Below are 15232 nucleotides of genomic sequence, written 5' to 3' on the forward strand. Positions count from 1 at the left end.
TTTTTTTTATCTAAAAAACAATAATTATCCCTTATTTTTGCACAAAACATTTCCTTTTGAAAACCAAACTATTCCTTATCACGCCACCGTTTACCCAACTGAATACGCCGTATCCGGCCACTGCTTATATCAAGGGGTTTCTGAATACCAAAAACATCGAGTCGGTTCAAGCCGATTTGGGTATTGAAGTGATTTTGAAATTGTTTTCGAAAGAAGGGTTAACCCATATGTTTGCTTTAGCAACAACCAACACCCAACACCCAACACCCAATACCCAAAACCTAACTCCCAATACCCAAAGAATTCTTGCTTTACAGGAGGAATACATCAAAACTATTGATGCTGTAATTGCTTTTCTTCAAGGCAAAAATCCAACCTTGGCGCTCCAAATTTGTCAGGAAGATTTCTTGCCGGAAGCGTCCCGTTTTGCGCAATTGGAAGAATTGGATTGGGCTTTTGGGACTATGGGAACGCAGGATAAGGCGAAACATTTGGCGACTTTATACCTCGAAGATATCTCTGATTTTATTGTGGAATGTGTTGATGCTAATTTTGGGTTTAGCCGCTATGCAGAACGTTTGGGACGAAGTGCGAATTCTTTTGACGAATTGTATGAAGCCTTACAACAGGAACCTACCTATATTGATACCGTTCTTCTTTCGATTTTAAAAGAAAGAATAGAAACGATTCAACCCAAATTATTTCTGATTTCTGTTCCGTTTCCAGGGAATTTATATTCGGCTTTTCGTTCGGCACAATGGGTGAAAAAGAATTATCCTAATATTAAAATTTCAATGGGTGGCGGTTTTCCCAATACGGAACTGCGCTCGCTTTCGGATGTTCGTGTTTTTGAGTTTTTCGATTATATTACCTTGGATGATGGCGAAATGCCAATAGAGGAGCTTATTAATGCTGTCACTTCGAGCGCAGTCGAGAAGCAATATAAACGAACCTTTCTTTTAGAAAACGGAAAAGTAGTTTACAAAAACAATTCCCTAAAACACGATTACAAACAATCGCAAGTCGGCACGCCAGATTATTCGGATTTGCTTTTGGATAAATACATTTCGGTTATCGAAATTGTGAATCCAATGCACAGGATGTGGAGCGACGGAAGATGGAATAAGCTTACTATGGCACACGGCTGTTATTGGGGGAAATGCACGTTTTGCGATATTTCTCTAGATTATATAAAGGTGTATGAACCCGTTGCGGCGAGTTTGTTGTGTGACCGAATGGAAGAAATGATTGCCCAAACGGGTCAGAATGGTTTTCATTTTGTAGATGAAGCCGCACCACCGGCTTTGATGCGTGCTTTGGCTCTTGAAATTCTTCGCAGAAAATTAGCGGTTACGTGGTGGACCAACATTCGATTCGAAAAAAGCTTTACCAAAGATTTGTGTCTGCTTCTAAAAGCTTCCGGTTGTATCGCCGTTTCCGGTGGTCTCGAAGTCGCTTCGGACCGATTATTAAAATTGATTGATAAAGGCGTAACGGTCGAACAAGTTGCGAAAGTTACTCGGAATTTTACTGAAGCGGGTGTTATGGTACATGCCTATTTGATGTACGGTTATCCCACACAAACGGTTCAAGAAACGATTGACAGCCTCGAAATGGTGCGACAATTGTTTGAAGTTGGAATTTTACAATCGGGATTCTGGCATCAGTTTGCTATGACGGCGCACAGTCCGGTGGGAATGTATCCGGAAAAATTTGGTGTGATAAAGGAAACCGAAACGATTGGAGCTTTCGCCAATAATGACATTAATTATACCGATATTACAGGAATTGATCATGATAAATTCAGTTTTGGACTCAAGAAATCCTTATTCAATTTCATGCACGGAATCTGTTTTGATTATGAATTGCAGGATTGGTTCGAATTTAAAATTCCGAAGACAAAAATCTCTCCCGATTTTATTTTTGATGCCTTACAGGAAACTGAAGATTTTAATACCAAAGCGACAGCCAAAATAGTTTGGTTGGGCGGAAAACCTTTGACGGAATATTTTACCAAATCTAAAAAAGGGAATTCATGGGAAATGATGGTATTGACTTTTCATGATAAAAAAGAAAGTTTCACTGTTCAAATGAATAAAAGTGAAGGCGAATGGTTGGTGGCAATTCTCCAGAAAATTACGGTTTCTAATAGCAAAATATATACCTTTCAAGAACTAAAAGCCGATTTTGAAACCCATTTAGAAGATTTTGAATTGTTCTGGTACTCAAAACCAGTTAATACATTGAGGGAATTCGGGTTACTGATATTGTAAAAAGAAATTATTTTTACATAACTATATCAATTTAGCATAAATCTTTCTTTTTTCATTTACGAAAACGTTTTCTTTACCTAATTTTACCACCATAAAATACAGGCAAATGGATATTGGTTATAAAGTAAATGTAAACGACACTTTTCATTTTGATTTAGAAAAGAAAAGTATTTCTCAATTAGATGCAGTAAAAAGTGGAACCAATACATTTCACATACTACACGAAAATAAACCCTACAAAGCAGAAATAGTTGTTGCTGATTTCAATCAAAAAACTTATACGGTCAAGGTAAATAATAACACTTATACGATCGCTATTTCAAATCCTTTAGATATTTTGATTAAAGAAATGGGATTTGAAGTTGGTTTGAGCAAACAAGTCAATGCCATAAAAGCGCCCATGCCGGGATTGATTCTGGAAATAAGTGTAGTTGTGGGACAAGCGGTAAAGGAAAATGACAATCTAATTATTCTGGGCGCTATGAAAATGGAAAACAGTTTTGTTTCGCCGCGCGACGGAGTGATTAAAACTATAGCAGTTAACATGGGAGACGCTGTAGATAAAGGACAGTTGTTAATTGAATTCGAGTAAAGAGAAAACAAAGAAACAAGAAGAAAGAAAGTAGTTAGAGATAATTATCAGCGAAGCAGTCTCACTTCTTTTATCTATTTAAAATATGAAAAAAATATTAGTTGCCAATAGAGGGGAAATTGCCATAAGGGTGATGAAAACCGCCCAGAAAATGGGGATTAAAACCGTAGCAGTTTATTCAACAGCCGACAGGAATGCACCTCACGTAAAATTTGCCGACGAAGCCGTTTGGATTGGAGAGGCGCCTTCAAGTCAGTCTTATTTATTAGGAAATAAAATCATTGAAGTGGCCAAAATTTTAAACGTGGATGCGATTCATCCTGGTTATGGTTTCCTGAGTGAAAATGCAGAATTTGCGGAAGAAGCAGAAAAAAACAATATAATTTTTATTGGTCCAAAGTCCAAAGCAATAAAAATCATGGGAAGTAAATTAGCAGCCAAAGAAGCCGTTAAAAAATACAATATTCCCATGGTTCCCGGTTTTGATGAAGCTATAACCGATGTTGAAAAAGCAAAAGTAGTAGCCCAGGAAATTGGTTTCCCAATTCTGATTAAAGCTTCTGCAGGCGGTGGCGGAAAAGGAATGCGTGTGGTAGAAAGCGAAGCTGATTTTGAATCTCAAATGGATCGTGCCATCAGTGAAGCGATTTCCGCTTTTGGAGACGGTTCGGTTTTTATCGAAAAATATGTAGGCTCACCACGACATATCGAAATTCAAGTTATGGCGGACAGTCACGGCAATGTGTTGTACTTATTCGAAAGAGAATGCAGCATTCAGCGTCGCCATCAAAAAGTGATTGAAGAAGCACCTTCTTCGGTTTTAACGCCGGAATTGCGTAAAAAAATGGGAGAAGCTGCTGTTTTGGTAGCCAAATCGTGTGATTATTTAGGTGCCGGAACGGTTGAATTTTTATTGGATGAAAATAATAATTTCTACTTTCTGGAGATGAATACCCGTTTGCAGGTGGAGCATCCCGTTACGGAATTGATTACAGGAACCGATTTGGTAGAACTGCAAATCAGAGTGGCGAGAGGAGAAGCATTAGCCATCAAACAAGAAGATTTGAAAATAAAAGGACATGCGATGGAATTGCGTGTGTATGCCGAAGATCCGATGAATGATTTTTTACCAAGTGTAGGACATTTGGACGTATATCAATTACCTGTTGGCGAAGGAGTTCGTGTTGATAACGGTTTTGAGCAAGGCATGGACATCCCTATTTATTACGATCCCATGTTGGCCAAATTAATTACCTATGGCGCAACTCGTGAAGAAGCGACTCAAATGATGATTAAAGCAATTGACGGTTATCTGGTAGAAGGAGTTCAGACGACTTTGCCTTTCGGGAAATTTGTTTTTGAACATGAGGCTTTCCGTTCCGGGAAATTTGACACGCATTTTGTAAAGAATTATTACAGTGCCGAAATGTTGAAAAACCAAATCGCAAAAGAAGCTGAAATTGCTGCTTTGGTGGCTTTGAATCAGTATTTTGAAGACCAAAAGATAGTACGATTACTAAATTAAAAAATGTTCCCATTTGTTTCATTGGTTACTAAAAATTAGTTGTTAAAGAAAAAAGTATGCAAGACAAAATAAAAATATTAAACGATAAAATTGCAGAAGCCCATTTGGGTGGCGGTAAAAAACGTATCGAAAAACAGCATTCCAATAAAAAATTAACCGCCAGAGAACGCGTTAATTATTTAATGGATGAAGGTTCTTTTGAAGAAATTGGAATGTTGGTAACACACCGAACTTACGATTTTGGAATGGAAAGCGAATTGTATTACGGAGACGGTGTAATTACAGGTTACGGAACCATTCACGGAAGATTAGTCTATGTTTTTGCACAGGATTTTACAGTTTTTGGAGGTTCATTATCCGAAACACATGCCGAAAAAATCTGTAAAGTGATGGATATGGCTCTAAAAGTAGGAGCGCCAATGATTGGTTTAAATGATTCGGGCGGTGCTCGTATTCAAGAAGGAGTTCGTTCACTTGGCGGATATGCGGATATTTTTTATAAAAATGTACAAGCATCGGGAGTGATTCCTCAAATTTCGGCAATTATGGGGCCCTGCGCCGGTGGTGCGGTATATTCTCCAGCCATGACCGATTTTACGATGATGGTCGAAAACACCAGTTATATGTTTGTTACAGGGCCCAATGTGGTAAAAACCGTAACCAATGAAAGTGTAACTTCGGAGGAATTGGGAGGCGCAAGTACCCATTCCAGTAAATCGGGTGTGGCACATTGTACTTCGGCAAATGATATTGAATGTTTGGAAGATGTGAAACGATTGTTGAGTTATTTGCCACAAAGCAATAAAGAAAAACCACTTGATTTGCCTTATGAACTCAATGATGAGGTACGCACAAAATTAGCCAATATAATTCCTGATAATCCCAATAAACCGTATGATATGCACAGTGTGATCGGTGGGATTATTGATGAAGATTCGTTTTATGAAATTCATAAAAATTATGCCGAAAACATTCTGGTTGGTTTTGCCCGATTGGGAGGAAAAAGCATTGGAATTATTGCTAATCAACCGATGGTTTTAGCAGGTTGTCTGGATGTAAACAGCTCGAAAAAAGCCGCTCGATTTACTCGTTTTTGTGATGCGTTTAATATCCCGTTATTGGTATTGGTGGATGTGCCTGGTTTTTTACCGGGAACCGACCAAGAATGGAATGGGATTATTGTTCACGGTGCAAAATTATTATACGCTCTGAGCGAAGCAACCGTACCGAGAGTGACCGTGATTACCCGAAAAGCTTATGGTGGAGCATATGATGTGATGAACTCAAAACATATAGGTGCCGACATGAATTTTGCTTGGCCAACTGCTGAAATTGCAGTTATGGGAGCTAAAGGCGCCAGTGAAATTATCTTTAAGAAGGAAATTGTCGAAGCCAAAGATCCGGCAGCAAAATTACTGGAAAAAGAAGCTGAATATGCCGATTTATTTGCGAACCCGTACAACGCAGCTCAGCGCGGTTTTGTTGATGAGGTAATTCTTCCGCAAGACACTCGTCGGAAATTGATAAAAGCATTTAGTATGCTCGAAAACAAAGAAAGTGTAAATCCAAATAGAAAACACGGGAATATTCCTTTGTAAGATTTTAAAAAAAACAAAAAAACACCTGATGAAAGGTGTTTTTTTGTTTTATATTTAAGTCAAAAAAAGAGTCGTTTTTTTTTAGTATTATTTGACATTTTAGTATCTTTCAAAAGTGACTAAAGACTTAAATTTGATTAAAAAATAGATAAATGAAATACAACAGATGTGGAAAAAGCGGTTTATTATTGCCGCAAATATCTTTAGGTTTGTGGCATAATTTCGGTTCAGTAGATAATTTTGAGAATGGAGAAAATATTGTCAAAGCTGCTTTTGATAAAGGAATTACGCATTTCGATTTGGCTAATAATTATGGTCCGGTTCCGGGTTCTGCCGAAACTAATTTTGGAAAAATATTAAAGAATAATTTTCAAGGAAACTTGCGTGATGAAATCGTAATTACAACTAAAGCCGGTTACACGATGTGGGATGGTCCTTATGGTGACTGGGGTTCTCGGAAATATTTATTATCGAGTTTAGACCAGAGTTTGAAACGTATGAATCTGGAATATGTAGATATTTTCTATTCGCATCGTTTTGATCCGGAAACACCTTTGGAGGAAACCATGATGGCGCTTGATTATGCCGTACGAAGCGGAAAGTCTTTGTATGCCGGAATTTCTAATTATAATGCAGAACAAACGAGGGAAGCTACTGAAATACTGAAACGATTGGGAACACCTTGCCTGATTCATCAAGTGAAATATTCGATGTTCGTTCGCCAACCAGAATCAGGTTTGTTAGATGTTCTGGAAGAAAAAGGAGTAGGTTGTATTGCTTTTTCGCCTTTGGCACAAGGACTTTTAACGGATAAATATTTGAAAGGAATTCCAGAAAATTCCAGAGCTTCGAATCCAAACGGGCATTTAAGAACAGATGAAGTTTCAGCGGAAAGAATCCAAAAAATCATTCAGTTGAATGCCGTTGCTCAACAACGAAATCAATCTTTGGCACAAATGGCATTAGCTTGGTTATTAAAAGACAATAGAATTACTTCGGTACTTATTGGTGCGAGTTCTGTAGGACAATTAAATAATAATATTGACAGCTTACAAAACTTGGGTTTCTCTCAAGAGGAATTAGCTGAAATTGAAAGTATTTTGGGATAAAAAAAAGAATTCATCTCAAAATATAACTTGATATGACTCCTTTTTATTGAAATTAATTTAAAATCCCTAACTTGCGCAAAGTTCTGATTTACAAACTACACTATAAAATTTGCCTTTTTTAATTTTCATTAATTCCATGAAAAGAATAGTTAATCTAAAAACATATTACAAATTATTGATGTTGATTATTTCAACAAGTGTGTTTTTTTTCCTGCTTTATGTTTCACTTTACCTTTATACCATTCATGAAGAAAAACAATTTTATAAAACCACTTATAATCAATATAATAGTGAAGTAAAATCATTGTTTGATCTTAATTCAAAAACCCATGCAGCAACGATAATCGATGTGACGTTTTGGGATGAATTAGTAAAATTCACAAAAACAAAAGATGATATTTGGTACAAAAAATTTATTGAAAGTCAATTTGAATCTTATGATGTTGATTATATAGGGATTTATAATTTAGACAAACAGTTAATAAATAAAACGACTTCTCCTGAGATTAAAACGACTGATTTTATTCCCAAAAAAGTAATTGCTAATCTGTATAATTCTAAATATACCCGATTTTACATCAAGACATCCGATGGTGTTCTTGAAGTTTTTGGAGCAACAATTCACCCTTCAAATGATCCTAAAAAAAACAGATCAAAACCTTCCGGCTACTTTTTTATGGCCAGACTTTTAGATAAAGACTTTCTTAATAAACTGGGAAATATAAGCAGTTCTGAAATTAGTTTAGTGGCAGATAATTATTTATATAAAACGGAAGATGATTTTGTAAAAGTAAGTTTAGATTTGAAGGATAGCGAAAATAAAAGTGTTGCAAAACTAGTTTTCAAAAGAGCCTTTAATTTGAATTACAGAAACACTAAAGAAATTCTCTTTATTGTTTTTATGGCATCGGTTATAAATATTCTCTTTTATCTTTATTTCACAAAAAGATGGGTTTATAATCCTTTAAAATTAATCACAAGTGTTTTAGAAACCGGAAGTGAATTTGCCATAAAAAGCTTGAAAAAAACTAGAGGAGAGTTTGGATATATTGGAAATCTTTTTGAAGAAAATAATAATCAAAAGAAACAATTAGAGATTGCTAAGAAAAAAGCAGAGGAAAGCGATAAGCTTAAATCGTCATTTTTAGCAAATTTATCTCATGAGATACGAACGCCAATGAACGCGATTGTTGGTTTTAGTGATTTGCTTGATGATCCTAATCTTAGTGAAAATGACAAACAGGAATATTTAAAGATTATAAAAAATAGTGGCGCAAATTTAGTTTCAATTATTGAAGATTTGATTGAAATGTCAAAAATTGATGCCAAACAAATTCTTCCTAAATATGAAGGTGTTGATGTAGAAAAATGTATAAAAGAATTATATAATTCAATACAAGTTACAATTCCAAAAGAAAAACAAATTGAATTTTACATTCTGGAAAGTGCTAAAAAAATAGAAGGAAAAATTCTAACTGACGAAATTAAATTGAAACAGATTCTGATTAATTTAATTACAAATGCTATAAAATTTACAGCTAAAGGATATGTGAATTTTGGATATACGGTGAATAAAAAGCAAAACGTTTTAGAATTTAGGGTTGCAGATTCTGGATTGGGAATTGATGGAAATAATTTAAAAGTAATATTCGACAGATTTCGCAGAATTGAAGATGAGTTTTATGTGGAGTCAAGTGGTTTAGGATTGGGATTATCAATCACTAAGGCTTATGTAGAAATGTTAGGTGGTACAATATCTGTAGAGTCTAAATCAGGAGAAGGTTCTGTTTTTTTATTTAACATACCACTTAAATATGATTTGGTAGAGAAAAAGACTAATCCGGTTTATCAGTTTAATGTTTCTAAAAATTCAGGTAATCAAACCATTTTGGTTGCTGAAGATGACAGCATTAATTTCTTATTGCTTAAAAAGATTTTAGAACTAAAAAATTATAAAGTTTTAAGAGCTTCAAACGGACAGGAAGCAGTAGATATGTGCAGTAGTAATCCCAATATAGATTTGGTTTTCATGGATATTAAAATGCCAATTTTGGATGGTTATAAAGCGTTCAAAAAAGTAAAAAAGAATAGGCCAAATCTTCCTGTAATTGCTCAAACTGCCTTTTCTTCGGCGGAGGATAAAGAAAAAATCAATAATGCCGGGTTTGCGGATTATATTACAAAGCCTTTGAATAAAGAAAAAATATTTGAATTGTTAGAAGACATATTTGCTCAAAAAGAGACAGCCACATCAAATACTGAAAAAAACAATGAAGGCTTTCTTTTTTAGAAAGCCTTCCTATTTATAATCTTAAACTACATATTCATCAGCTATTAATAATGCTTCAGAAATAATAGCTAAACCCTCATCAATTTCTTTATCGGTAATACACATTGGCGGTGCTATAAAAATATAACCCCAACGCACAAAAGTGTATAACCCTAATTCTCGCAGTTTAGCGCCAACTTTGTTCATGCATTCCATTTGGGCGGCATTAGCATTAAAAGGAGCCATTAATTCGTAGGGTTCTTTACTTTTTACAATATCAAGGCATCCCAATAATCCTTTGTTTCTAAAATCACCAATAGAAGGATGTTTAGCGCGCATTTCTTCTATTCTTTTTTCTAAATAAGCGCCCATTTTATTCGCGTTTTCAATCAGGTTGTCATTTTCGTAAATGTTAACAACAGCAAGTGAAGCGGCAAGTGACACAGGATGAGAATTATAAGTTAATCCCAGCCATAACGGAGAATCATCATATTTTGCTGCAATTTTATCAGAAACCATAAGGCAACCCAACGGGAGATAGGAGGAAGTAAGCCCTTTGGCCATACATATCATATCCGGAATAATATCGCTGTGTTCAAATCCAAACCATTTTCCGGTCCTTCCAAATCCACTCATAACTTCATCGGCAATGAATAAGATTTCATATTTTTCGCATAATGCTTTTATTCCTTTTAAGTATCCTTTTGGATAATGTAAGCAACCGGAGGAACCACTTTCGCCTTCAAAAATAAAAGCGGCAATGGTATGACCACCTTCGTAACGGATAATTCGCTCCACCGAATCTAAGCTCCATTTTAATCGGGTTTCTTCGTCTTGATCGCTAAGTCCATAAAAATCATACGGATCATCAAGATGAAAAATATTAGTCGATTGTTGTGCATCAGTATATTGTTTTCGGGGATCACCGCCCACAGTCATACTTGCCGATGAATTTCCGTGAAAACCTCTGTATCTGCCAAATATTTTATGTTTTCCTGTATATAAACGGGCTAATTTTATACCGTTTTCAATAGATGAAGCGCCGCAAAGAGTAAAAAAAGCTTTGTTTAAATCTCCGGGGCATATTTCGGCCAGTTTTTTGGATAATTTTGCTCGGATTTCGGTGGTACAAGAAGGCGTTACATAACTCACTTTTTGCATTTGCTCGACAACAGCATCAGTAACTCTTTGGTCGCCATGACCAATGTTCACAGACATAAGTCCGCTCGAGAAGTCTATGATTTTTTTTCCACCTACTTCATATAAATAAACTCCTTCTGCTCTTTCTATGGCAATAGGATTGACGTTTTTTTGGGCGACCCAAGTAAACAAACTGTATTGTTTGCTATCACTTATGATTTGTTCTTTACTTAACATGCTGTTTTTAAATTATAGTTTTTTAAATTATTTGAGTGTTAAATCATAACTGTACAAAACTTCGTTCCTCACAAAACCCATTTTGTGATACAATTTTTGTGCTATGATATTATTTTTTGCCGTTCTTAATCGGATTGTTTTTGTTCCTAATTCTTTTGCAAATGCAATGGTTTCGAGAATTAGTTTTTCTCCGGTTCCGTTTTTACGAATTTCGGGATCAACAAATAAATCATTCAGAATCACTATTTTATTTAAAGCTAATGAAGAAAACGTAACATAAATTAAAGCAAAACCAATCGCTTTATCCTGATTATTTTCGTCAAAAGCCAAGAAAACAGTCGCTTCATTATTCTCTAATCTTTCTTTTAGATAGGCTTTATGCTTTTCATAATTAGAAGGGTTTTTATAAAAAACAACATATTCGTCAAATAAACGCGTTACTTGATCTAAGTCTTGTAAAGTAGCTTTTCGTATCATAATTGGTTAGATTTAAATGATTTGAATGTTAAAATACAAATTATTTTTCAATACTTTATCTGTTTTGGTCAAAATCCTCTAATTTTTAAATCTGTTTTAACTCATCCAATTCGTTCCTGCTTCAGGATTCCACTTGGTTGTTGTTTTCTTTTCTTTGGTAAAAAAGCCAATTGAACTTTTCCCGGTTATATCACCTGACCCAAATCTGGATTCATTCCATCCACCAAAACCAAAAGGCTCTCTGGGAACCGGAACGCCAATATTTACACCACACATTCCTGCCGAAGCATTTTCGGTTACATAATTTGCTAAACCGCCACTTTGTGTAAAAACAGAACAAGCATTTCCGTATGGATTGGCATTTTCAATGGCCAAAGCTTCGTCAATAGTATTTACCCGAATGATAGCTAGAACAGGTCCAAAAACTTCCTCTCTTGCAATTTTCATATCGGCTGTGGCATAATCTATAATGGTTGGGCCTACATAAAAACCATTTTCTTTTCCGGGAACAATTGTGTTGCGGCCGTCTAAAATGATTTTAGCACCTTGTTGTTCTGCCTCGGTGATATAATTTTCGATTCGCTCTTTAGCCGTTTTCGAAATCACAGCTCCCAATGTAGTTCCGCATTGAATCTTTAAAGCATCATCGACTAACTTATTCAGAATCGCATCACAATTTCCAACAGCAATTAAAGTAGCTGCAGCCATACATCGCTGTCCGGCACAACCGCTCATGGATGCCACAATATTAGAAGAAGCCATTTCAGGATGCGCATCAGGTAGTAAAAGGATATGATTTTTTGCTCCGCCAAGTGCTAATACTTGTTTTAAGTTTTGACTGGCTCTTTGGTACACAATTTTGGCAACTTTGGTAGACCCAACAAAAGTAATGGCATTAATAGCAGTATGATCACAAATATTTTCTACTGTAGTTTGTGTCCCATTTATAATATTGAACAAGCCGTCAGGAAGTCCCGCTTCTTTCAAAAGTTTTGCGGTGTATTGACTGCTTACCGGAACTGCTTCCGAAGGTTTTAAGATAAAAGCATTACCAAGCGCAATGGCATTTACAATAGTCCAATGCGGAACCATAGTAGGGAAATTAAACGGAACAATTGAAGCAACAATTCCTAAACCAACTCTGGTTGAAGAACAAAAAACACCTTTACTGACTTCCATGTTTTCGCCGGTAACTAATTGGGGTAAGGAACAGGCAAATTCAGTGAGTTCGATTGCTTTGTCAATTTCGGCTTTTGCTTCACCGTGAATTTTTCCGTTTTCGCGGTAAATAATTTCGGTTAGCTCTTCGCTATTTTTTTCTAATAATTGTTTGTATTTATAGAATACTTGTGCTCTTTCTTTTAAGGTTACTTTTTGCCACGCCTTTTGAGCTTTTTGGGCAAAAGTTATGATTTCATTCAAATCTTCCATGGTAGATTCATTAAAAGTGGTTAATTCACTTCCGTCTAAAGGAGATATTACAGTATGAATTTTGTTGGAGCTTCCTGATTTAAACTCCCCATTTATAAAGTTTTTTACTTCGTTATATAACATAATCTGTGTTTTTAATTTTTTCAAATATACAATATTTGATAAAAATACAATAATATTTTTTGCTTGTATCAAATATATTGTTAGATTTACAAAATAATCACGTTCAATTTAACTTATTTACAAAATTAAGATTTGTTTAAAAGTGAGGATTGTGAATTTAAATACTAACCAATTTAGATGTAATTTTTAACCAAAACCAAAAACAATGAAATCAATCTCAACCATTATTGGAGTCGCCTTATTATTTCTGGCAGGACTTTGTTATTTTATCGACTGGTATGCTTTAGTGCCGGCCTTTACTGTATTAGGTATAGCAATTATTACCAGAAAAGCATTAGAGCCATTAATTATTGGTTGTACTATTGGTTTTGTATTATTGGCCATGCAAGGTGGATCCGAAGAATATTTTCCGGAAGGAAAAGGAATGATTTTCCCATTGAATATGTTTGATGGAATGTTCACGTCGATTGCCAGAGATGCGCATGATCAAGGATTAATTTGGGTAATATTAGTGTGTATATTATACGGTGCTTTTGTACAATTATTAGGAGCTTCCGGCGGAATTAAAGCCGTAGGGAGATATTCTGAGAATCATGTAAAAAGTAAAAAACAGTCCTTAATAATGACTTATTTCTTGAGTTTTTTCTTCTTTTTGGATGATTATTTAAGTGCTCTATCCGTTGGCAATACCATGAGACCTATCACGGATAAGTTTGGTGTTTCAAGAGAAAAATTAGCATTGGTATTGAGTTTTGTATGTGTTCCATTGACAGTTATATTTCCTATTTCAACTTGGACTATCTTTTATGGTTCACAATTAGCAGCTATCGAAGGAGGTGTTTTAGATAGTGCAGGAAAAGTGATTACAAGTCCTATTGAAGCCTTTTTAGGAACGATTCCGTATAATTTTTCGGCATGGATTTCTATTATATTAGGCGCTTTGGTTGTATTTCATTTGGTTCCGGATTCTAAAGGGATTAAAGAGGCTGAATCCAATGTAAAACCTATTGAGCCTATAGTAGCAAAAGTGAAGAAAAACCCGGGCAAAGAAGGTAAATTAGTTTATTTCATTTTGCCTTTATCGGTTTTGATATGGTGTACTGTATTTCCTTACCCTTGGGATATGGATTATTGGGGAAGTATAACTCCATCAACCGAAGTGATTTTTGGTAATATCGATGCATTGCGTGGAATTGTTACAGCTGTAGTTTTTACCTATTTGTATTTCTTGATTTTTAAAGTGATAAAATTTAATAAAATTTCAAAACATTTTGTGTTAGGTTTAGAAACGATAACATTCGTATTAACAGTTTTAGGATTTACTTATTTGTTGAAAGACGTTCAAAATGCATTAGGATTTAATGAGTTTGTAGCATCACATTTACAAGGAATCAGTTGGTTGAATGGTTCAACTTTGCCATTCATTATATTTGCTTTGGTATCATGGATTTGCTGGGCAACTGGATCAAACTGGGGAATTTATGCAATTTTAGTACCAACAACAGCAATAATGTCGCATACTTTAGGGGCTGACTTCTGGTTGTCTCAAGGAGCATTGGCATCAGGAACAGTTTGGGGAGCAGCAGCATGTTTCTTCTCGGATAACAGAGTGCTTACGGCGCAGTCTTGTAAAGTAGATATGATGAAACATGGTATTTCTCAATTTCCATATCAATTGGTAATCTTTGGAGTATCATCGGTAATGTATTTAGTAGCCGGGTTTATTTTATAATTTTTTTATCGTGCCTATGATAAGTAAAAGTGTTTTAGAAAATCAATTTCTGATACGGAATGCCACTCCTGACGATGTGATTCAAATGGAGTATGTGCAGTCGCAATGTTATCCCACTTTGCATCCATCGGAGATATTAGACAGAAATCATTTTGCGAATCATATCAAAGTTTTTCCACAAGGGCAACTTGTTATAGAAGAGGATGGTAAGATTATTGCTTCGGCCAGTACGTTTAGATGTAATTTTCCGGAACATGACAGTACTTTTCTGGAAGAGACGGATAATTTATGGATTACCAATGTTCAGATACCAAACGGTGATTGGATGTATGGAATCGATATGGGGGTTTTGCCTGAATACAGAGGTTTAGGACTTTCAAAAGAATTGTATAAAGCCCGTCATGAAGTGTGCAGGATCCTTGGATTAAAAGGCCAAATTATAGCAGGAATGACCATTGGTTACGGAAAATTAAAAGACAAAATAACCATCGAAGAATATTGTTACGCTTTAGAAATAAATAAATATACCGATCCTACGATTACGCCACAGCGAAAGGCAGGATTCAGATGGATTCGGCCGTTGTATAATTATATTAATGATCCCGAAGCTGGATATGCAAGCATTTTGATGTATTATCCGGTAGATGAAAATTACAGTATTAAAAAAGAGTTTTTGAAATAAAACCTTCGAATAAAATAGAATAGATTAAAAATTAAATAAAAAAA

11 protein-coding genes are annotated in these 15232 nt (G+C 35.3%); 8 read left to right on the forward strand and 3 right to left on the reverse strand.

Features of this window, described 5'->3' with window-relative positions:
- Positions 1-56 precede the first annotated feature (56 nt).
- From O6P34_RS08965 to O6P34_RS08990, 6 genes are all read left to right on the forward strand, one after another.
- A complete protein-coding gene (locus O6P34_RS08965; RefSeq protein ID WP_269684169.1) occupies positions 57-2273 on the forward strand; it encodes a B12-binding domain-containing radical SAM protein in 2217 nt (738 codons plus the stop codon).
- A gap of 106 nt (positions 2274-2379) precedes the next feature.
- A complete protein-coding gene (locus O6P34_RS08970) occupies positions 2380-2865 on the forward strand; it encodes an acyl-CoA carboxylase biotin carboxyl carrier protein subunit (RefSeq protein WP_269684170.1) in 486 nt (161 codons plus the stop codon).
- A gap of 85 nt (positions 2866-2950) precedes the next feature.
- Positions 2951-4390, forward strand: a complete 1440-nt coding sequence (accC, locus tag O6P34_RS08975) for an acetyl-CoA carboxylase biotin carboxylase subunit (protein ID WP_269684171.1) — start codon at positions 2951-2953, stop codon at positions 4388-4390.
- A gap of 56 nt (positions 4391-4446) precedes the next feature.
- The gene (locus O6P34_RS08980) at positions 4447-5988 is read left to right on the forward strand and encodes an acyl-CoA carboxylase subunit beta (RefSeq protein ID WP_269684172.1); all 1542 of its coding nucleotides are present in this window, start codon (positions 4447-4449) and stop codon (positions 5986-5988) included.
- A 152-nt stretch (positions 5989-6140) separates the two neighbouring features.
- Positions 6141-7097 carry an aldo/keto reductase gene (locus tag O6P34_RS08985; RefSeq protein ID WP_269684173.1) on the forward strand — a complete coding sequence of 319 codons (957 nt, stop codon included), beginning with the start codon at positions 6141-6143 and terminating at the stop codon, positions 7095-7097.
- 136 nt (positions 7098-7233) lie between these two features.
- Positions 7234-9387 carry a response regulator gene (locus O6P34_RS08990; protein WP_269684174.1) on the forward strand — a complete coding sequence of 718 codons (2154 nt, stop codon included), beginning with the start codon at positions 7234-7236 and terminating at the stop codon, positions 9385-9387.
- A 21-nt stretch (positions 9388-9408) separates the two neighbouring features.
- On the opposite strand, the gene O6P34_RS08995 is transcribed toward O6P34_RS08990, so the two are convergent.
- From O6P34_RS08995 to mmsA, 3 genes are all read right to left on the reverse strand, one after another.
- Positions 9409-10743, reverse strand: coding sequence for an aminotransferase class III-fold pyridoxal phosphate-dependent enzyme (locus O6P34_RS08995; RefSeq protein ID WP_269684175.1), 1335 nt, complete (start codon positions 10741-10743; stop codon positions 9409-9411).
- 27 nt (positions 10744-10770) lie between these two features.
- The gene (locus tag O6P34_RS09000; protein WP_269684176.1) at positions 10771-11220 is read right to left on the reverse strand and encodes a GNAT family N-acetyltransferase; all 450 of its coding nucleotides are present in this window, start codon (positions 11218-11220) and stop codon (positions 10771-10773) included.
- A gap of 96 nt (positions 11221-11316) precedes the next feature.
- A complete protein-coding gene (gene mmsA / locus O6P34_RS09005; RefSeq protein ID WP_269684177.1) occupies positions 11317-12774 on the reverse strand; it encodes a CoA-acylating methylmalonate-semialdehyde dehydrogenase in 1458 nt (485 codons plus the stop codon).
- Positions 12775-12979: 205 nt separating this feature from the next.
- On the opposite strand from mmsA, the gene O6P34_RS09010 reads away from it, so the two are divergent.
- Positions 12980-14506, forward strand: coding sequence for a Na+/H+ antiporter NhaC family protein (locus O6P34_RS09010; protein WP_269684178.1), 1527 nt, complete (start codon positions 12980-12982; stop codon positions 14504-14506).
- 16 nt (positions 14507-14522) lie between these two features.
- A complete protein-coding gene (locus tag O6P34_RS09015) occupies positions 14523-15188 on the forward strand; it encodes a GNAT family N-acetyltransferase (RefSeq protein WP_269684179.1) in 666 nt (221 codons plus the stop codon).
- The last annotated feature ends 44 nt before the right edge of the window (positions 15189-15232 follow it).

Source organism: Flavobacterium lacustre, from assembly GCF_027474525.2.
GTDB classification, from domain to species: domain Bacteria; phylum Bacteroidota; class Bacteroidia; order Flavobacteriales; family Flavobacteriaceae; genus Flavobacterium; species Flavobacterium lacustre.